Here is a 20,041-nt window from a genome sequence, read left to right as displayed (position 1 = left end):
AACGGTTGCGCTGGCATGAATTAACCGTTCTTGCGACGGAGACGTCCCAGGAGATGGTAACGCACTATTTAACGGAGCTTGGAGCAGGAGGCGTAACGATCGAGGAAGCGTGGTCGGCGGATAAACCGCGCGATAACCTTTACGGCGAGTTGCACGATACGCCGACTAACGATATTAGGCCGGGATATGCCGTGTTTAAGGCGTATTTCTCGGAAGATACGCAAATGGAGCCGATTGCGGAGCAATTAAAGGATCTGCTGAACGGCTTGCCGGAATACGGGTTCGACGCCGGCGAATTTACGATTGACATCGGCAGCGTGCACGAAGATGACTGGGCGGATGCCTGGAAGCAATACTTCAAGCCGGTGCCGATTACGGAACGGCTCACGATCAAGCCGACATGGGAAGATTACGAGCCGATCCGGGAAGGCGAGCTCATCATTGAGATCGATCCGGGCATGGCATTCGGCACGGGAACGCATCCGACGACAGCACTTTGCTTAAAGGCGCTAGATCGCGCCATTGATGGCGGAGAAACGGTGATCGACGTTGGCACCGGCTCGGGCGTGCTTGCGATCGGAGCGATGAAGCTTGGCGCTTCAAAAGTGCTTGCGCTTGATCTCGATCCGGTAGCCGTCAAAGTGGCGGGCGAGAATATCGCGCTGAACGGTTATGCGGACGAAGTCGAGACGAAAGTGAGCGATCTGCTTGGCATTCTGACCGAAGGGGATGAACGTCCGGATTCCGGAGTTAAGCCGTCGGTCGACATCGTCGTCGCCAACATTCTTGCTGAGATCATTCTGTTGTTCATCGGTGACGTCATGGAAGTGCTGAAGCCGGGCGGCATCTATATCACGTCGGGGATTTACAAAAACAAAGAGCTGATCGTAGAAGCGGGTCTGCTCGCCGCAGGTTTCGAAATCATCGAAGTGCTGCGTCAGGAAGAGTGGATCGCCTTCGTGGCCGGCAAGCCTAAGGGGGACAGTGAATGAACTTTTTCTGGTTTCCGTTCGAACATCTGCCGGTTATCATTTTGACGATGCTTGTCGCGTTCAGCGTTCACGAATTCGCGCATGCCTGGACGGCGTGGAAATTCGGCGACGACACGGCCTACAGAGAAGGTCGGGTTACGCTGAATCCGATGGCCCACCTTGATTGGATCGGGATGCTGTTCCTGCTCATCGGCGGCTTCGGTTGGGCGAAGCCGGTGCCGGTTCGTCGCAGCCGGTTCAAAAATCCGCGATGGATGAGCATTGCCGTGTCCGCCGCCGGGCCGATCAGCAATGTATTGCTCGCTTTTCTGATGTTGTTTGTACTGGATGCGCTGCACGCGATGAACATCATCAGCAGCTTGTCGAACCAGATGGTGATTTTCACCGGATATTGGATTACGATCAACCTTACTTTGTTCTTATTTAATTTAATCCCGATTCCGCCTCTTGACGGCTATCGGATTGTCGAAGAATTTCTGCCGGTCCGCTGGCGGATTAAAATTATGGAATATTCGCAATGGACGACGTTTATTTTCTTGCTCATTATCTTTATCCCGCAACTGCGCAGATGGACGATCGGCCCTTTGCTGGATCTGTCGAATCCGATTATCGAAAATATGATACGGCTGCTTGACGCCTTGTTCGGCGGAAGCATCTTTTACATCAGTTAACGACGGGAGGCTTTACGGAAATGCAGCGTTATTTTGTACCGGAGGCGCAGATGGGGGAGCTTACCGTCACGCTTGAGGGCGATGACGCCAGGCATGCGGCTGCCGTCATGAGATCGAAGCCGGGAGATTGTTTTATCGCTTGCGACGGAACGGGGCGAGACGTTCTTGCCAAGATCACTTCAATAGACAAGGAGCTCGTTCAGGCGGACATTATCGAGCGACTGGCGTCGAACGCGGAGATGGCTTGGCGAGTGACCGTTGCGCAGAGCCTTCCGAAAGGAGACAAGCTGGAGACGGTCATTCAGAAGGGAACCGAAGCGGGCTCGATCGCGTTCGTCCCGTTCCTGTCGAAGAGGACGGTCGTCCAGTACGACGAGCGCAAGGAAGCGAAACGGGTCGACAGATGGCGCAAAATTGCGAAGGAAGCGGCGGAACAAAGCCATCGCAGCGTCGTGCCGCGCGTCGACTCCGTTGTTTCGTGGAAGTCTTTGCTGCAGGTGGCCGGGGAACAAGATCTCGTGCTGTTCTGCTACGAGGAAGAAGGCCGTTCCGGAGGCGGGTTAAAGGCTACGCTTGAGAAGTTTAAGGCGGCCTATTCGCAATCGGAAGCACCGCGCATTATGGTTGTCGTCGGGCCTGAAGGCGGATTCGACCCTAAGGAAGCCGAGGAAGCGGTTGCGGTCGGCGCGATTCCGATCGGCCTCGGCGCGAGAATATTGCGGACGGAGACGGCGGCGCTGTATGCGCTCGCTTGTCTTGCTTACGAGTCCGGAGAGTTGGGAGGAAACTAGATTATGCCGAACGTGGCATTTTATACACTGGGTTGCAAAGTCAACTTCTACGATACGGAAGCGATCTGGCAGTTATTTAAGAACGAAGGTTACGAGCAGGTCGACTTCGAGCAGAAAGCCGACGTGTATTTGATTAACACATGTACGGTTACGAATACGGGCGACAAGAAGAGCCGCCAAATTATCCGCAGAGCGGTGCGCCGAAATCCGGACGCCGTCATCGCGGTGACGGGCTGTTACGCGCAAACTTCCCCTGCGGAAATTATGGCGATTCCGGGCGTCGACCTCGTTGTCGGCACGCAGGATCGGGAGAAACTCATGTCGTTCGTGAACGACATTCAGGCCGAGCGTAAACCGATTAATGCGGTCCGCAACATTATGAAGACTCGCGAGTTCGAGGAACTGGACGTTCCGGATTTCTCCGAGCGGACGCGTGCGTTTCTGAAAATTCAAGAAGGCTGCAACAACTTCTGCACATTTTGCATCATTCCGTGGTCGCGCGGACTGTCTCGCAGCCGTAAGCCGGAAAGCGTGCTGAATCAGGCGAGGCAGCTTGTGGCGTCCGGCTACAAGGAAATCGTGCTGACGGGCATTCATACGGGCGGCTATGGAGACGATCTCGAAAATTACAGGTTGGCTGACCTACTCGCCGATCTCGATAAGATCGATGGTCTTGAACGCATTCGGATCAGTTCGATCGAAGCGAGCCAGATCGACGAGAAAATGATTTCCATTCTTAACAGCTCGCCGAAAATGTGCCGTCATCTGCACATTCCGCTTCAAGCGGGCGACGATGCCATTCTGAAGCGGATGCGCCGCAAATATACGACAGCCGAATTTGCGGAGAAAATTCGACTGCTTCATGAAGCGATGCCGGGCGTCGCGATTACGACGGACGTTATCGTCGGCTTCCCCGGCGAGACGGAGGAGCAGTTCGAGAACGGCTACAAATTCATGGAAGAGATGAAATTCGCGGAAATGCACGTCTTCCCTTATTCCAAGCGGACGGGGACGCCTGCGGCGCGCATGGACGAGCAAATCGACGAAGAGCTGAAGCATGAACGCGTGCACAAGTTGATCGAATTGTCCGAGCGGATGCAGGCGGCGTATGGCCGCGAGTGGGTCGGGCGCGATCTTGACATTATTCCGGAGCGCGAAGCGAAGGGGGCGGAAGGCGAAGGGCTGCTGTCGGGTTACTCTGACAATTACATTCAAGTCGTATTCCGCGGAGAGCCTTCCTTGATCGGCGCGTTATGCCGCGTGAAGGTGACGGAGTCCGGCGTGAACGAATGTAAGGGCGAGTTGCTAGAGGTGCTGGCTGTAGACACACGTGGCGGGGCCGAAGTATCACATCAGGTGGCGATGCAAGCATAGTGGCAAAGGCTAAGATTTCACCGCCGGGGGATCGCGGGAATGTTCCGCGCCTCCGGGGCGAAGTCTTTTTCCTATACATAGGCAATTAGACAATCGACATAGGCAGTCGAAAGGGGAAACGGAAGATGCATCGGGAAATATCGGCGGGCGGAGTTGTATATCGGGTTAAAGAGGGCCGAACGGAAATTCAGCTTATTCAGGACAGGTTCGGCAGGATGACGCTGGCAAAAGGGAAAATGGAGCCGGGCGAGACGATCGAACAAACTGCGCTTCGGGAAATCGACGAGGAGACGGGCATAGCGGGGCGCATCGTGGTGCCGCTTCAACAAATCTCCTACGTGTACGAGCATAAGGAGCTTGGCCCGGTCCGCAAGGAAGTACATTATTATTTGGTCGAAGCTGAAGCGGGTCCTCTAAAAGCACAGATCGAGGAAATCGCTGGCGTTGAATGGTACGAACCTTCCGAGGCGTGGCAGTTACAACGGGATTCCGGTTACGATAACAACGACGAGGTCGTTCGCCTGGCGTTTGAGAAGCTCGGGCTGGATTTCGAATAAAGTTCCGTGGGCTTATTGAACAACCTCTTTACCGGAACTTGGGTAAATAAGCGATCGGAAGCGCGATAAAGGAACAGGCGACGTTAAATATCGTTTGAGCATGGGCGATCTGCGCGGAAGGATCGGACGGTGCGATCCAGGCCGCGGCTGTATGTAGCGCTCCGATGAGCGGGAAAAACAGCAGTGCGCCACCGACGTTCAACGCAAGCTGCGAGAGGGCGACGAAACGTCCGCCTCTGCCCCCGCCGAACGAAGCGACGAGACCGGTGAAACAAGTGCCGACGTTCGCGCCTAGGACGATGGCGATGCCGGCTTCCGGGCTCAGTGCACCGGTAGCTGCGAGACCCATGCTCATGGCGATGACGGCGGCGCTCGAATGAACGAGCGCAGTCAGTGCCGCCCCTCCGAGCAGTCCCCATATCCAGGCGTCGTTCGTGCGGCGCATAAGCCAGTCGAACGCGCCGCTGTGTTCCATGGCCGGACCGATGCCTTGAAGCAGCTTAAATCCGATCAGCAGCAACGCGAACCCGCACAGGGCGACGGATATATAACGCAAGGAAAACGCGAGTCGAGGGGCGCGGGCAGCGTCCCGACCTTCGTTAAGCAAATAAGTGGCAAACCAACCGGCGAAGCCGAGGGCGAGCAGCGGCAACCCGTAGCGGTGCAGCTGTAAGCCCATAAGCTCAGTCGTGAAGCAGGTGCCGACGTTTGTGCCGAGAATAATGCCGAAGCTTCGGGGCAGCGTTAGCAGGCCCGCGTTAACGAATCCGATCGTCAGGACGGTGACGGCCGAGCTGCTTTGCAGGAGCGCGGATGCGGCCGTTCCGACGGCGAAGCCGCGAAGCGGCGTGGCGGTCGAGCGGGCAATCCAGTCGGCGAGTTTGCGGCCTGCCCAGCGTTGCAGAGACGATTCGACCGCTTTCATGCCGGATAGCAGCAAAGCGAACCCAAGCAACGACGGGACGAACAATTGAACGAACATGTAGGGCACCTCCCCTAATGACTATGCGAGCGCAGGACAAGTTTATGAACGGTGAAGGAGCGAAGGCGAATGAATATGCAAGCGGCGGTGTGGTTGAATAAAGGGAGAAGGCCTCGTTTGGAGGAAGGCCATCCTTGGATATACGCGAATGAAATTGCGAAGATGGAAGGCGAAGCGACGCCCGGAGATCTTGTCGAAGTGAAAGACCATCGGGGATTGTATTTGGGAACGGGCTACTGGAATCCGGCTTCACAGATTACAGTAAGGCTCGTCTCTTACGAGCCGCTGGCAAACATGGACACTGCTTTTTTTCAGAAACGCTTTGAGCGAGCGGCAGCCCATCGGCATCGTTTTCTGGGCGACAACGTCTCGTGCAGGTTAGTGTACGGGGAAGCGGACTTCGTTCCGGGACTCGTCGTTGACCGGTTCGGGGACGTGCTCGTTGTTCAGGTGCTGACGTTGGGCATGGAGAAAGCGAAAGAAGCTTGGCTCGCGGCCTTGATCAATGTGTTTGCTCCTCAAGGCATCTATGAGCGGAGCGATGTCGGCGTCCGCGTGCTGGAAGGGCTGGAAGAGCGGACCGGCGTTCTGTACGGCGAATGTCCGCGGCATATCGAGATTGAAGAGAACGGACTTAAAGTCCAAGTCGACATTGAAGGCGGCCAGAAGACCGGCTACTTCTTCGACCAGAGGGAAAACCGCGCATCAATCGCACCGCTGATCAAAGGCTGGGGAGGGCGCAGCGGTATTAAGCTCGAAGAGCGTTCAACGGCGGACGGAAGCTTGACGCAAGTACCGGTAAATGCGAACGGAGCCGTAGTCACGTATCCATTCTGGGATGGGGCAACTGTGCTGGAGTGTTTCGCCCATACGGGCAGCTTTACGCTTCATGCCTGCGATTACGGGGCGAAAAAGGTGACGTGTCTCGATATTTCCGAGCATGCGCTGGAGACGGCTCGCCATAACGTTGAGATCAACGGTTTTACGGATCGGGTAGAGTTCGTCGCGGCCGATGCGTTCGAATATTTACGTTCCCAAGTTGCCGGGCGGGATGAACGTCAGACGAGGGCAAATGCCAAAGCATCGGGTGCGAAAGTGGATACGTCCAAGCCGCTTGTCTCCGAGGGGCGCACATGGGATGTCATTATTCTTGATCCGCCGGCGTTCGCCAAGACGAAGAAAGCGGTCGAAGCTGCTAGTCGCGGCTACAAAGAAATTAATCTGCAGGCGATGAAACTGTTGAACGAGGGCGGCTTTCTCGTTACTGCGAGCTGCTCCTATCATGTCCGGCCGGAACTATTCCTCGAGACGATCCAGGAAGCTGCGAAAGATGCCGGCAAAATCATCCGCCGCGTCGAATGGCGCGGGGCGGGCAAAGATCATCCAATGCTCGCGGGCGTGGAGGAAGGCCACTACTTGAAATTCGGTATTTTCGAAGTTCGCAGCCGCAAAGAACTGTAAGGACGACAAATCGTTAAGAGAATGTTAGCGTTTGGCCAAAGAAACTCATCCCGTCCCGGTAACATTTTTAACGCCTTCGGCTTATTTTTAGATCATAGGCGATGATACGGGAGGGATGCAGTATGGTGCACGAGGTTATCTTGTTCGGCAAAAGAGCGGTTCCGCTCGACAACCGGGCGAAGGCGCCGAGCAGCAGAAGCCGGTTCGACAACCGGATGAAGCTGATGAAAGACGATTTGGATTTCCGGCGTCGCTGGAAACACGTCGCTTACGTCGAGCTATGGTCGGACGCAGCGATTTTTAAATATGACGATGGCACGAAGTGGTATATGAATATTTCGTAAGTCAATTTGTGATTGTTTAAGTCCCACCTAGAACCGAATTCTACCCAGAAAAAGAGCCTCAGTCCCCCGTGCTGGTGGAAATTGAGGCTCTTTTGTGTGTGAATAAGGATGTTCCCTTGCCGTGCGAACACTTTTGGGTCAGCGCCTTTTCGGGGCGAGCATCTCGCTCTTCGAGCGAATAACTTCGTGAGGCGCATTAACTCGGGCGAGCATCGCGATCTTCTAGCGAATAACTTCGTGAGAATCGAGCAACTGCCAGCAGCAAGCACCTTCCTGGAGCGAGATGTTCGACTTTTTCGAACAACTGCCAGCAACAAGCACCTTCCGGGAGCGAGATGTTCGACTTTTTCGAGCAACTACCTGCAGCAAGCACCTTCCGGGAGCGAGATGTTCGACTTTTTCGAGCAACTGCCTGCAACAAGCACCTTCCGGGAGCGAGATGTTCGACTTTTTCGAGCAACTGCCAGCAGCAAGCACCTTCCGGGAGCGAGATGTTCGACTTTTTCGAGCAACTGCCAGCAACAAGCACCTTCCGGGAGCGAGATGTTCGACTTTTTCGAGCAACTGCCAGCAGCAAGCAACTTCCGGGAGCGAGATGTTCGACTTTTTCGAGCAACTGCCAGCAACAAGCACCTTCCGGGAGCGAGATGTTTGATTTGTGAGTTTGCCGATTAATTCTGAGTATCTTCCTCTCAAGTCGACTTTTGTGTGTGAATTTATAATGCCTTGCCAAAACAATTAATCGACAGTCTCTAAGACGCATTAACTCGGGCTAGCATCGCGATCTTTGCGCGAATAACTTCGTGAGACGCATTAAGTATGGGCACCGTTAGCACGTTTAAGATTTTAGGATGAGCCTATGATACAATAGAAAAGTTGAGAGAGTGTCGGAATAGCGAGATTCGGAAGGAGGTGTGTCGTATGACGCTTCGGCTGATTACAGGTCGTTCGGGCAGTGGAAAGACGACGTTCGTGTTAAACGAAATCAGGGAGAAAATTCGGCAAAATCCGTTCGGACCTCCGCTTGTGCTGCTCGTGCCCGAGCAGGCGACTTTTCAAACGGAATACGCGATGGCGACGACGCCCGGGATGACGGGATTTATGCGAGCGCAAGTATTAAGCTTTCGCCGGCTTGCTTTCCGGGTCATGCAGGAGACAGGCGGCGCAGCCGTCGTGCCGATTCACGATAACGGTAAAGCGATGCTGCTACATAAAGTGCTGGAAGCGCGCCGGGACGGCTTGCGTTTATACCGGGGGGGCAAGTCCGAGAACGGCTTGATTACGAATATTAACGGGCTGTTGACGGAGATGAAGCGATACGGCATCGATAGCGAGAAGCTGGCCGGGCAAGCGGCGACTGTGGAGCGCAGAGCCGCGAGTGACCCGCAGGCGTCGTTGCTTGCGGACAAGCTGCACGACTTGTCGCTTGTCTACGCGGACATGGAGAAGGAGCTATTGGGCCACTGGCTGGACGGAGAGGATATGCTCGGTTGGTTGGTTAAAGGGGCGGAAACGGCGCCGTTTTTGGCAGGCGCGGAAATTTGGGTGGACGGATTTCACGGTTTCACGCCGAGCGAATTCGACGTCGTCGAAGCGCTGTTGCGCGTGTCACCGAGAGTGAGCGTCGCGCTTTGTTTGGATCGCGTATACGGTGCGGGAGAGAGGCCGGACGAGCTGGAATTGTTCCATCCGACCGCGGAGACGTCCGCGCAACTATGTGAGTTGGCCGAGGCATCAGGAACGGGAATAGAGGCTGCCGTCGAACTTTCGTCAGACCCGAATGCAGCCAGTCCCCGTTTTGCGCGCAATGAAGCGTTAGCGTATCTGGAGCGCCATTGGAGCAGCCGACGTCGTTGGGACGATACGGCGAAGACTAGACCGGATTCTCCCGGGTTTGGCCTTTCCTTGCACGCAGCTGCGAACCGCCGAGCGGAAGCGGAAGCGGTCGCTCGCGATATGCTTGCGCGCGTTCGGGAGCACAATGGACGCTGGCGCGACATGGCGGTATTCGTCAGGAAAATGGACGACTACGCCGATTTGCTTTCCACGGTGTTCGAAGATTATGGCATCCCTTATTACTTGGATGGCAAAGCGGGTGTCTCCCATCACCCGTTCGTCGAGTTTATCCGTTCAGCGCTCGAATGCGTTACCGGCGGATGGAAAGCGGAAGCGTTGTTCCGCTGCGCGAAGACGGACCTGCTTGGCACACCGGAAAGACGCGTCATCCGAGACGAAGTCGATCGTCTGGAAAATTACGCGCTCGCCGCCGGCATTGACGGTTGGCGCTGGCGGTCCGAGCATTCGTGGCGGCCGCTGAGCCGAGGGGATCTGGAAGACGAGGGGGCGGCAACGGATGATGAGATTGGCGATAAATTTCGTCGATTGATTGAAGTTCGGGATGCTCTGCTGCGTCCTTTGATTGCGTTGCAGGAACGAATGGACCGGGCAAAATCCGTCACGGAGCAATGCGAGAGTCTGTTTCTTTTCCTTGATGAGACAGGCGCGCACGATATGCTGGAAAGCTGGGCGGAAGCCGATGCTAAGGAAGGCAGACCAGGCAAAGCGGCGATGCACCGTCCGCTTTGGGACGCGGCGATGACGTTGCTTGATCAACTCGTCGAGTTGATGGGCGATCATGCCGCCGACGCGGAGCTGTTCGCCGGGATGGTGGATGCGGGGCTCGAGGAACTTAAGCTTGGAGCCGTACCGCCATCACTGGACGGAGTGCTGATCGGCAGTCCGGAGAGAACGCGTTCGGACCGCGTGCGAATCGTTTATTTGCTAGGAGCGAACGATGGCGTCTTGCCGATGCGTTTTCCCGAGAACGGCTTGCTCGCCGAGGAGGAACGAGACCGGCTCGCCGCTTCAGGCATGAAGCTTGCTCCCGGGGCGCGTCGCAAACTGCTCGATGAGCAGTTTCTGGCTTATTTGACGCTGACGACCGCATCGGATCATCTTTGGATCAGTTATCCGATTGCGAATGAAGAAGGACAGAGCCTGCTACCGTCGGAATGGATTGGCAAGCTGAGGAAGAGATTTCCCGGCATCCCGTTACGAACGGTGGCTGCGGAGCCTTCGGAATCGCAAAGCGAGCAAGAGCAGGTCGGTTTCGCTGTCAGGCCCGGTCGGGCGATGACGCATTTGTTGGCCAGGTTAAGAAGCTGGAAGCAAGGAGAGGCACTGGCGCCAGGCTGGTGGTCGGTGTACAACTGGTTGGCCGCTCGCGAACAATGGCGATCCAAGCTGTCTACGCTTGTGTTGTCGCTGAATTATTCGAACGAGGAAAAGCCGCTTTCGGGGGAAACGAGCCGACTGCTATACGGAGATCGGCTGCTGGCAAGCGTGTCGCGTATGGAACGTTTCGTCGCCTGCCCGTTCCAGCATTTCGCTTCTCACGGTTTAAAGCTGCGGGAGAGGAAGCTGTTTCGGGTCGATGCGCCCGATATCGGCCAACTGTTTCACGCGGCGCTCCGCCAGACGACAGAGAAATTGTTCGCGGAAGGACCGGCAGGAATCGACGCCGCCAGATGGCAGAGCGAGGCTGCCGCTGCGGTGGACAAGCTGCTTCCCCGCGTGCAATCGCAAATATTGCTGTCCACGCACCGTCATCAAGTAATGGCGCGCAAACTGCGCGACATCGTGAAGCAGGCTTCAGCCGTGCTCGGCAGCCATGCCGGGCTGTCCAGCTTCAAACCTGTCGGACTGGAGCTTGATTTCGGGCCGCAAGGGGTGCTGCCGCCGTTATCTCTGGAGCTTGGCAATGGACGCTGGATGGATATCGCCGGGAAGATCGACCGAGTAGACGCGGCCTATTCTTCTGCAGGTTTACTTCTTCGTATTCTGGATTACAAATCAAGCGCGATGAAGCTAAGGCTGGACGAAGTCGCCCATGGCTTGTCGCTTCAGATGCTCACCTATTTGGATGTCGTCGTTACGCATGCCCCGCACTGGCTCGGCAGAGCGGCAGAGCCGGCGGGCGTGCTGTATTTTCACGTGCACAATCCGTTTCTGCACACGGCCAATGGGTTGCCGAAGGATGAAGCTAAAGAGGCACTGTTGCGCCAATACCGGATGCAGGGGCTGCTGCTTTCGGACGGGGAATCCGTCAAACTGATGGACGAATCGTTACACGACTCCGGCAAGTCCGCTGTCATTCCCGTAGAATTCAAGAAAGACGGGACGTTCTCCGCTCGCTCCCAGGTGGCGACGCCATCCGAGTGGTCGGTGCTGCGGAGCTCCGTTCGCAAGCAGATTCGCCGAATCGGCAAACGGATCACCGAAGGCGATGTCGCGATCGCTCCTTATAGGCTTGATAAACGAAGTCCTTGCACTTTTTGCGATTTTCGTCCGGTGTGCCATTTCGACAGCCAAGTGGAAGGGAACGGCTATCAGACGTTAACGAAATCAGCCGATCGCGACGAACTGTGGAGACGGCTCGCTGGAGATAACGAACGAGGGAGGGGAACCGATTGACCGGTTTGACGGCGAACGAACGACAAGGCGGCTGGCCCGGAAAGCCGGAAGGAAGCCGCTGGACGAACGAGCAATGGGCTGCAATCCAAGCGGACGGTTCTCACTTGCTCGTCGCCGCTGCGGCCGGCTCGGGTAAGACCGCAGTGCTCGTTGAGCGGATGATTACCCGGATTTCCGATGAGATCAACCCGCTTGACGTTGATGCGATGCTCGTCGCCACATTTACGAAAGCTGCGGCAGCGGAGATGAAGGAGCGGATTCGTCATGCGCTTGAAGAAGCGCTTGAGCAGCGTCCGGAATCGAAGCATTTGCGCAGGCAGATCGCGCTGTTGCCTAGGGCGGCCGTAACAACGCTGCACTCTTTTTGCCTGGAAGTCGTCGAATGTTACGCACCGTTGATCGGGCTGGATCCGGGTTTCCGCATGGCGAACGAAACCGAAGCAGAGTTATTAAGAATGGATACGCTCGACGAGGTGTTTGAGGAACGATACGCGGAGGAAGGGGAAGAGGGGGCGCTTGCCGCGCTCGCGAACAGGTTCGGCGGTGAAAGAAGCGACGAGCCGCTGCACCGGCTCGTGCTGGAGCTGCATGAGTTCGCCGGCAGCCATCCATGGCCCGAGCATTGGCTGCTGACGCAAGCCGGACAATTCGCCGATGCAGATGCGGAAACGCTGCTGCGCTCGTTATGGGTAGAGACTTTGCGGCGAGATGCCGCTTTGCTTCTGGACGGCGCGATCCACCTGCTAAAGACGGGTCTGCATGTCGCTCATGAACCGGGCGGACCCGAGCCGTACATCGATACGCTGTTTGCTGACATCGACGGGTTAGAGCGGGCATCCGCGGCGCTTACCGACGGCGATTGGGCAAGCTGGCAATCGGCGGTCGCCGGCATTTCGTTCGGCAGGCTGAAGCCGTGCAAAGGGGATGCTTACGATCCCGAGCTGATCGAGAAGGTCAAAAGTATGCGGGACAATGCGAAGAAAACGGCTGCAAAGCTGTCCGAGGAATGGCTTGTTCGTTCGCCGGAGCAATATGCGGCCGAACTTCGTTCGCTTGCGCCGGACATGTCGCGGTTGGCGGAGCTGGCGATCGCATTCGGACAACGCTATGAACAGGCGAAAAGGGCAAAGGGTTTGCTCGATTTCGGAGATTTGGAGCATTACGCATTGCGCATATTGCGGAATACGGCCTCTACTCCTGAGAGGAGCGAGCCGTCACTTGCCGCGTTAAACTACCGCGAGCGGTTCGCGGAAATTTATTTGGACGAGTATCAGGATACGAACGAAGTGCAGGAAGCGATTGTCGCCCTGATCGCGCGTCGCGATCCCGGCAACGTATTTATGGTTGGCGACGTCAAGCAGAGCATATACCGTTTCCGTCTCGCAGAGCCGGGACTATTCTTAAGCAAATATAAAAGTTACGAAGCGTACACGGACGAGAACGGGGACGGGTCTTCCATGGGTTTGCCGACCGGTTCGGATGCCGACGGTTTGCGCATCGATCTCGCTCGAAACTTTCGGAGTCGCAGGGAAATCGTCAATGCGGTCAATCATGTGTTCAGGCTAATTATGAAGGAGCCAGTCGGCGAGATGGACTACGACGGCAGGGCGGAGCTGATCTATGGAGAGGGGTATCCTTCCGAATTTTTCGAAAAGGTGGCTCACCCGTCCGGCGTCATTGAAACTTCCTCCAGTAACCCATACGCTGTGGAGATGATTGTGCTTGACGCCGCTGCGCCGGCGAAAGATGAGCAAGCGGAGTCCGAAGACGGGGCGACGACCGGGGAAGCGGCGGATGAGAACGAGGAGCTCGAAGTGGCGCAACTGGAAGCCAGATACATCGCGGACGAAATTCGCAATTTAATCAGTGGAGCGGATGGAAATGGCCAGCCGTTCGCTGTTTACGACGGCAAAGCGAAGTTGTATCGTCCCGCGCAATATAGGGACATCGTCATTTTGCTGCGGGCGGTATCTGCGCTTGCGCCGACGTTTATCGATGAGTTGAAGGCGGCGGGAATTCCGGCATACGCAGACTTGGCGACAGGGTATTTCGCGGCTACTGAAGTCGACGTATTGTTATCTTTGCTGTCTATTATCGATAACCCCCATCAAGATATTCCGCTTGCGGGCGTGCTGCGCTCTCCAATCGGAGGCTTCGGCGCGGAAGATCTTGCCCGGGTTAGGCTTGTTCGACGCGGCGGCTCATTCTGGGATGCGCTCAACGCCGCCGCTTCGTCCGAGTCAAGCGAACTGGCCGGGAAAGCCTCAGCGTTCGTCGATCGCCTCGCAAGCTGGCGCGATTATGCCAGAAGGGAGCCGCTAGGCGATTTGCTCTGGATGCTGTATCGCGAAACGGGATATTATGATTTCGTCGGGGGCATGCCTGGAGGAAGCCAGCGACAGGCGAACTTAAGGGCGCTCGTCGACCGCGCGGTACAGTATGAACGTTCCTCCAGATTCCGCGGCTTGTTCCGGTTTCTAAGATTCCTCGGGCGGATGAAAGATACAGGAGCGGATCTCGGTGCGGCGCGTTCGCTCGGGGAAAGCGAGAACGTTGTCCGCATCGTATCCATCCACCGCAGCAAAGGACTGGAGTTCCCCGTCGTGTTCGCGGCGGGTCTCGGCAGACAGTTCAACCGGCAAGATTTGAACGGGGCATTCCTGAAACATAAAAAGCTCGGTTTCGGACCGAGAGTCGTGGAAGAAGATTTACGGGTAACCTATCCGACGTTGCCGCAGCTCGCTATTCGGCGCAAACTTGCCGCCGAGATGTTGGCGGAAGAGATGCGTGTTCTTTACGTGGCGCTGACGAGACCGAAGGAGAAGCTGTTCCTCGTCGGAACGAGCAAGGATGCAGACAAACAAATGGCGCAATGGTTGGGCATCGCCGAGATGGCAGACGGGGCATTGCCGGCACACACGGTCGCGGCGGCAACCAAATATTTCGATTGGCTCGGTCCGGCGGCGATGCTCGCCATCGATGCTGTGGATGCCGCTGTCCGTTGGAGTTGCCGAGTCGTCCGCTCGTCCGAATATGCACGATCCGCGGCTTCTCTTGATCGTGTCGCCGGGGAGGTCGATCTCGAACGTTGGGACGCCATAACGAAAGGAGAATCGGTCGAAGAGGGCAATGCCGAAGCGGCAAAGCAGATCGCGGCAACGCTATCCTGGCAGTACGACAATATGTCGGCGACGCAAGTCGGGGCGAAAACATCGGTCACTGCGTTAAAAAATCGCGAGGCGGCACGTGTCTTCGAGACGTTAACCGATGATTCCGGGGAAGAGCGGATGGCCGCAGAAGGCGCTTCGGACGACGGCGAGCTCGGCCAGCTCCACACTTTCCGCTTGAGGCGTCCGCGCTTCATGTCGGCGAAACGATTGACGCCTGCCGAACGAGGCACCGCTTACCATTTGGCGATGCAGCATTTGCCGCTCGGTTCGGATTTTCTCCCGGAACACGTATCCGGCTTACTGGACGGACTTGTGGAGCGTCGCATTTTTTCGACCGAGCAGCGTCAAGGTATCGATGCTGCTTCAGTCGCGACATTTTGCGGGTCTGCGCTTTACGAGCGAATGAAAGCTTCGGCGAAAGTATGGCGGGAAGTTCCATTTACGTACGGGATGGACGCCGCCGAGGCGTATCCGGAAGCCATGTCGCCCGATAGCGGCGAAACGGTTATTATTCAAGGGGTTATCGACTGCTTGTTCGACGAGGAAGACGGACTTGTTCTTGTCGATTACAAGACCGATGAGCTTTGGGGCCGGGATGCAAAAGAGTCGGCGGAAAAGCATCGCTTCCAAGTGGAGAAGTATGGCGAAGCGGTTGAGCGAATCGTCGGGAAACCGCTGAAGGAAGCTTACGTATACTTTTTCGATGGCGGCCAAGCGGTAAGGCTCGTTTGATCCGTTTTTTGAACATATTTTGATATCGTAATTGCAGGGGGAGTAGTTGTGGCTGAAGAAACACAAGTCAAAAGAAAGTATACGGTGCCTGTGCTTCTGGTGATTATGATGGTGATGATGACGATGATCATCATATTTTACTCGAACAGTTTGTTAAAAGGGCAGTCCCGAGACACGGAAAGAGGACAGCGGATTGGCGAGCGTTATGGATTCGCATTGCTTTTTGCGGATCAGCTGCATGACGGCGCGGAAGGCATGCTGAACGCCAAGACGACGGCCGATAAAGTGCGCGCGGCGGAATCGCTCGGTGGCGCGAAAGCTGCATCCGGAGAAGCGATCGCGTTGTTTGCCGACGCGGACAGCGAGTCTACCGGCAAATCAGCCGAAGAGACCATTAAACCTTACGAGCAAGTGTTGAAAAACATGCTTGGCGAAGGTGGCGCTTTGGACGGAGTCGGTCAAACCGATGGTACGTTGACCGCAGCTCAGTCCGATGCGCTGGCGCGTGCTCGTGACGTTGCGGACGCCGTCCGGAAGAAGCTGGCTAGTTATCGCCCTCTGACCGGAGAAGCCGGCTTCCGACAGATGGAAGCGGGCGGAGAGTGGATTCCGAGCGCGATAGAAGCAGGGAAAGATTTCCTTGTTTATGGCAAGGTCGAATAATATGGGATGTCCCAACAGTGTTCGCACGGCACGTGAACATCCCTATTCACACGCAAAAGAGCCTCAATTTCCACCAGCACTTCAGTGGGGATTGAGGCTCTTTTTCTGGGAAGAATTCGATAGGCGACATCCCCCCATGATTAACTAGCAAACCCGGTCAAAATCAATGGCGGGGGCTTATGGGTGGACTTTGCAGGGGGCCAAAAATCTAACGGTTGCCATAGCCGTTAATCAGTCTAAAACGGCGCTATTGAATTTCTAAACGGTTGTGAGCGACGTTATTGGTTGCAGACTTCCTCATATCGCATCAAAACATTGAAATAGCCGCATGTACAACCGTTAGAGTCACAATTAGCCATAAATCCGCGATTTAACGGTGATGGCAACCGTTAGAGTTTGTGGAACACTGAACACACCTTAATAGCCTGAGCCGTTGTTAGACTAACGATTTTTGTTTTGTGATGGGAGTGGGCGATGATACTGCCCTGTACCAAGCCAGGGATTCCCTTACGATAGAGAGTAACGCGAGCAATGCGACAGCCTTGATAAGATATTCGCTTGCCTTGGGCCAATTCGATATTAAGGTTTTGAAGTTATTTCCATCAATTGGAAGAAGGCTAGAGGCAGTTAAATCCTGGATGAAATGAGGATTCCATAACGAATTATCCGACACCATGACGCACACTAGCAATGCTGTAATAATGGTCATCGCAATATGAAAAGCCAGCAACTTGCTCGATCTATAACGGACAATGATTAGGACGATTTGTTTCGTTATGGATAGAGCGGCGATGATCCACAGAAGCGGCCGATAGTGCCGGAATACATCGTTGTCCAGGAACGGAACGCTCGTGAACTCGCCGGCATGATTCCTCCAAATTCCGAGAAGATCGGTTGATTGAAGGCAAATCGTCATGACTGCAATAACAAAAATAATGCCAAAGATCGGTCTTCTTCTTTTAATTTTCAGCTTGGCGTCCGGAATCGAAGGCAAATCGGAAGGGCTCCACATTTTCTTCTTGCTGCCGTTTCCTGAGCTATTTATCCGCTGTCTATATTCCATCCAGGCAAATACAACTGTCACCCAAAAGAAGCCTTGCGCAGCGCCCGTAACGAGGGAGGCCAAATAGTTTGTGACCGGATCCAGTCTTTCCGAGCGCGCAAGAAACGTATCGAATACGAAAACAACGGTTAATCCGATGACGATTGACGCTAATACGACTTTCAGCGCAGTCCAGTAAGCGCTGATTAATGCTGGGCCGATCAAATAACGTTCGTACCCGCGATATTTGGCGGCAAGTTCATTCGGAGGACCGAGCTCAAGCAGTACGCTCTCTACTTCCTCTTTAGATGATTGACCATTGGGCGCTCGCTCCTCAAGCATATCCTCGATCAGGCTTTGCAATTCCCGTTTAATATCCGCTCTTTGTTGCTCTGGCAGACGTTGCGTTACTGCAAAAATATAACGGTCAATGACTTCCATCCTACTCTCCCCCTCCAAGATCGGTCAAAGCAACATTCATACTGGCGACCAGTTTGTGCCATTCCCTGTACAGTTCCGCGTATACTTTCTTTCCAAGCGGGCTGAGTAAATAATATTTCCTAGGCCGAGATTCATTTGTATCCCATCTGCTCTCCAGCAGCCCTTGCTTCTCAAGTCTTCTAAGCAAGGGGTACAAGGTGCCGGGATCGACGTCAATTCCTTTTTCCTCCATCAATGACACGAGAGAATAGCCGTACTGAGGCTCGGACAATTGGCTGAGCACGCCAATGACAATCGTGCCTCTTCGCAGTTCGCTTAATAATCCCGATGTCAGTTCATTTATATTTGTCATATGGTCAGCTCCCGATATGATTATACTGTGTAACACACACTATTGTAAATATCACAATATTAAATGTTTCTTATACCTCCATCGCCCATTTTTGTTCGGTGTGTAGCCGTTCGCCTAAACCGGCATATGCTGTTGGGGAAAGCGCCCAAGGAGGAATGGCACATGGAAAAGACGAAACCTACTCAGCCTGCGGCCCATCATCATAAGCAGCCGAACGAGCCGGTCGTTCAGCCTGCGGCTCCGATGCCCGCGCAGATGCCGTATTCAATGCCGGCCGCAAAGCCGACGGCGAAATCCGCAGCTTCCAAAATATCGAAAGAAACATGTCTCGCCCACATGCACCGCTATGTAGAAGTTCAAGGAGCGGACGGGTTCTGTTACGACGGCATTGTCGAACATGTTGATGACGAATGGCTTTGCCTGGCGGTTCCTGGAGCTGTCGATCATATGCGCGCCTTTTTCCCCGGAGGCGGCTTCGGTCCGTTCTTTCCGTATCGCCCGAGACGCTTTAACCGGCTAGTTTTGCCCCTTGCAGGACTTGCGGCGATCTCATTGTTGCCTTACTATTGGTGATCGGCGTGCGCCGCGCCGGACCTGTCTCTGCAGGTCCTTTTCTTTGAAGGGAAATTGGACGAGCGCCTTCTCCATCGAGTATGATTAGAGCAAATAATCGATAGGTCGAGGTGTCCCATGTCCGATTGCCTGTTTTGTAAAATCGTTGAAGGAACGATTCCCGCGAGAAAAGTGTACGAAGACGATCGTGTCGTCGCGTTTCACGATATTCAGCCGCAAGCGCCGGTTCATTTGCTGGTTATCCCGAAGAAACATATCGCGTCGATGAATGACGCAACGCCGGACGATGCCGAACTTCTCGGACATACGCTGCTTGCCGCCCAGCAAGTGGCGAAAGAAGCGGGAATCGCGGAAAGCGGTTATCGGCTCGTGAACAATTGCGGCAAAGATTCCGGACAGATCGTATTCCATATCCATTGGCATGTGCTCGGGGGCGAGAAACTCGGAGCGCTGAACGTACAAAACGACGTTTCCGGTGAATAATAACGCGAGAAAAGCAGGGGAAAGCTTCGAGGAAAAACTTAGCTCGGACGATTCGTAATTTTTCGGTCCGCCCAAGTTGACACTCCCTTTCCACATCACCTATAATATAGTTTGATAACCGTGTTGGGTCTGGTGCGGAGGGAGGGAAAACTGGTGGCCGAAACAAAAGTTCGTAAAAATGAAACAATCGACGCTGCACTCCGCCGCTTTAAGCGTTCCATTGCCAAAGATGGCGTTCTCGCGGAAGTGAAGAAACGTAAACATTACGAGAAACCTAGCGTTAAGCGTAAGTTGAAATCCGAAGCTGCGCGCAAACGCAAGTACTAGGAGGAATCCGCACTCATGACTCTTGCGGACCGTTTGAACGAAGATATGAAGCACGCGATGAGGAACGGCGAGAAATTTCGTCTTCAGACGATTCGCATGGTTCGCGCTTCGATCAAAAACCAAGAAATCGAGTTGCGCCGCCCGCTTGACGAAAGCGAGACGCTCAGCGTTCTCAGCCGTGAACTCAAGCAACGACGTGATTCCCAAGCCGACTTTGAGAAAGGCGGCCGGGATGATCTCGTGGCGAACGTAAAAGCAGAAATTGAGATCATCGCAGAATATCTCCCCCGACAGCTGACGGAAGAAGAAATCAAAGCAATTGTTGTACAGACCATGCAAGAGACCGGTGTCTCTTCTAAAGCTGAGCTAGGGAAATTGATGGGTGCCCTAATGCCTAAGGTAAAGGGAATCGCGGATGGCAAACTTGTGAACGCGATCGTCCAACAATCTCTGCTATAATTCCGACGAACGACAGGCATCCCTTCCGGGGGTGCTTTTTGCTTTAATTTTGCAATAACGATGATAGAGACATCGGTTGCGACAAAGGATTTGGAACGTTTGACCGGCTGCAGCGTATAACCGATCAAGCTGGTAATCACGTAAAGAGAGGATG

17 protein-coding genes are annotated in these 20,041 nt (G+C 54.8%); 14 read left to right on the top strand and 3 right to left on the bottom strand.

All coding sequences use genetic code 11. The features are described 5' to 3' along the window. Nucleotides 1-5 precede the first annotated feature (5 nt). The 5 genes from prmA (at nucleotide 6) to ACFPOF_RS20530 (ending at nucleotide 4,385) form a co-directional block, all read left to right on the top strand. The gene (prmA, locus tag ACFPOF_RS20550) at nucleotides 6-992 is read left to right on the top strand and encodes a 50S ribosomal protein L11 methyltransferase (protein WP_378136128.1); all 987 of its coding nucleotides are present in this window, start codon (nucleotides 6-8) and stop codon (nucleotides 990-992) included. Further along, nucleotides 989-1,663, top strand: coding sequence for a site-2 protease family protein (locus ACFPOF_RS20545; protein ID WP_378136126.1), 675 nt, complete (start codon nucleotides 989-991; stop codon nucleotides 1,661-1,663). Before prmA ends, ACFPOF_RS20545 begins: the two co-directional genes overlap by 4 nt. 20 nt (nucleotides 1,664-1,683) lie before the next feature. Then, the gene (locus ACFPOF_RS20540; RefSeq protein WP_378136124.1) at nucleotides 1,684-2,454 is read left to right on the top strand and encodes a 16S rRNA (uracil(1498)-N(3))-methyltransferase; all 771 of its coding nucleotides are present in this window, start codon (nucleotides 1,684-1,686) and stop codon (nucleotides 2,452-2,454) included. Between the two features lie 3 nt (nucleotides 2,455-2,457). Then, nucleotides 2,458-3,828 carry a tRNA (N(6)-L-threonylcarbamoyladenosine(37)-C(2))-methylthiotransferase MtaB gene (gene mtaB, locus ACFPOF_RS20535; RefSeq protein ID WP_378136122.1) on the top strand — a complete coding sequence of 457 codons (1,371 nt, stop codon included), beginning with the start codon at nucleotides 2,458-2,460 and terminating at the stop codon, nucleotides 3,826-3,828. A gap of 125 nt (nucleotides 3,829-3,953) precedes the next feature. Beyond that, nucleotides 3,954-4,385: an NUDIX hydrolase gene (locus tag ACFPOF_RS20530; RefSeq protein WP_378136120.1), complete on the top strand. Its 432-nt coding sequence runs from the start codon at nucleotides 3,954-3,956 to the stop codon at nucleotides 4,383-4,385. A 28-nt stretch (nucleotides 4,386-4,413) separates the two neighbouring features. Here ACFPOF_RS20530 and ACFPOF_RS20525 read toward each other — a convergent pair whose 3' ends face one another. Then, nucleotides 4,414-5,367 carry a Na/Pi cotransporter family protein gene (locus tag ACFPOF_RS20525; RefSeq protein WP_378136118.1) on the bottom strand — a complete coding sequence of 318 codons (954 nt, stop codon included), beginning with the start codon at nucleotides 5,365-5,367 and terminating at the stop codon, nucleotides 4,414-4,416. A 69-nt stretch (nucleotides 5,368-5,436) separates the two neighbouring features. Here ACFPOF_RS20525 and ACFPOF_RS20520 point away from each other — a divergent pair, with 69 nt between their 5' ends. From ACFPOF_RS20520 to ACFPOF_RS20500, 5 genes are all read left to right on the top strand, one after another. Beyond that, nucleotides 5,437-6,828 carry a class I SAM-dependent rRNA methyltransferase gene (locus ACFPOF_RS20520; protein WP_378136116.1) on the top strand — a complete coding sequence of 464 codons (1,392 nt, stop codon included), beginning with the start codon at nucleotides 5,437-5,439 and terminating at the stop codon, nucleotides 6,826-6,828. 122 nt (nucleotides 6,829-6,950) lie between these two features. Then, nucleotides 6,951-7,172, top strand: coding sequence for a hypothetical protein (locus ACFPOF_RS20515; protein ID WP_378136114.1), 222 nt, complete (start codon nucleotides 6,951-6,953; stop codon nucleotides 7,170-7,172). Between the two features lie 921 nt (nucleotides 7,173-8,093). Continuing rightward, entirely contained in the window at nucleotides 8,094-11,645 is a 3,552-nt protein-coding gene (gene addB / locus ACFPOF_RS20510) for a helicase-exonuclease AddAB subunit AddB (protein WP_378136112.1), read from the top strand. Further along, the gene (gene addA / locus ACFPOF_RS20505) at nucleotides 11,642-15,547 is read left to right on the top strand and encodes a helicase-exonuclease AddAB subunit AddA (protein ID WP_378136110.1); all 3,906 of its coding nucleotides are present in this window, start codon (nucleotides 11,642-11,644) and stop codon (nucleotides 15,545-15,547) included. The genes addB and addA overlap by 4 nt, the downstream gene beginning before the upstream one ends. A 48-nt stretch (nucleotides 15,548-15,595) precedes the next feature. Beyond that, nucleotides 15,596-16,210 (top strand): hypothetical protein, encoded by a 615-nt coding sequence (locus ACFPOF_RS20500; RefSeq protein ID WP_378136108.1) that lies wholly within the window; start codon nucleotides 15,596-15,598, stop codon nucleotides 16,208-16,210. A gap of 436 nt (nucleotides 16,211-16,646) precedes the next feature. On the opposite strand, the gene ACFPOF_RS20495 is transcribed toward ACFPOF_RS20500, so the two are convergent. Next, nucleotides 16,647-17,693: an HAAS signaling domain-containing protein gene (locus ACFPOF_RS20495; RefSeq protein WP_378136106.1), complete on the bottom strand. Its 1,047-nt coding sequence runs from the start codon at nucleotides 17,691-17,693 to the stop codon at nucleotides 16,647-16,649. A gap of 1 nt (nucleotide 17,694) precedes the next feature. Further along, the gene (locus ACFPOF_RS20490) at nucleotides 17,695-18,045 is read right to left on the bottom strand and encodes a PadR family transcriptional regulator (protein ID WP_378136104.1); all 351 of its coding nucleotides are present in this window, start codon (nucleotides 18,043-18,045) and stop codon (nucleotides 17,695-17,697) included. Nucleotides 18,046-18,207: 162 nt separating this feature from the next. Here ACFPOF_RS20490 and ACFPOF_RS20485 point away from each other — a divergent pair, with 162 nt between their 5' ends. The 4 genes from ACFPOF_RS20485 (at nucleotide 18,208) to ACFPOF_RS20470 (ending at nucleotide 19,887) form a co-directional block, all read left to right on the top strand. Continuing rightward, nucleotides 18,208-18,618, top strand: coding sequence for a hypothetical protein (locus tag ACFPOF_RS20485; protein WP_378136102.1), 411 nt, complete (start codon nucleotides 18,208-18,210; stop codon nucleotides 18,616-18,618). A gap of 117 nt (nucleotides 18,619-18,735) precedes the next feature. Continuing rightward, entirely contained in the window at nucleotides 18,736-19,101 is a 366-nt protein-coding gene (locus tag ACFPOF_RS20480; RefSeq protein ID WP_378136100.1) for a histidine triad nucleotide-binding protein, read from the top strand. A gap of 153 nt (nucleotides 19,102-19,254) precedes the next feature. After that, nucleotides 19,255-19,428: a 30S ribosomal protein S21 gene (gene rpsU / locus ACFPOF_RS20475; protein ID WP_094041673.1), complete on the top strand. Its 174-nt coding sequence runs from the start codon at nucleotides 19,255-19,257 to the stop codon at nucleotides 19,426-19,428. Between the two features lie 15 nt (nucleotides 19,429-19,443). Beyond that, a complete protein-coding gene (locus ACFPOF_RS20470) occupies nucleotides 19,444-19,887 on the top strand; it encodes a GatB/YqeY domain-containing protein (RefSeq protein ID WP_378136098.1) in 444 nt (147 codons plus the stop codon). The last annotated feature ends 154 nt before the right edge of the window (nucleotides 19,888-20,041 follow it).

This window comes from Cohnella soli, assembly GCF_042655525.1.
Lineage (GTDB): Bacteria > Bacillota > Bacilli > Paenibacillales > Paenibacillaceae > Cohnella > Cohnella soli.
Note: the sequence above shows the minus strand (reverse complement) of the source record. Positions and strands in the feature narration are given on the sequence as shown.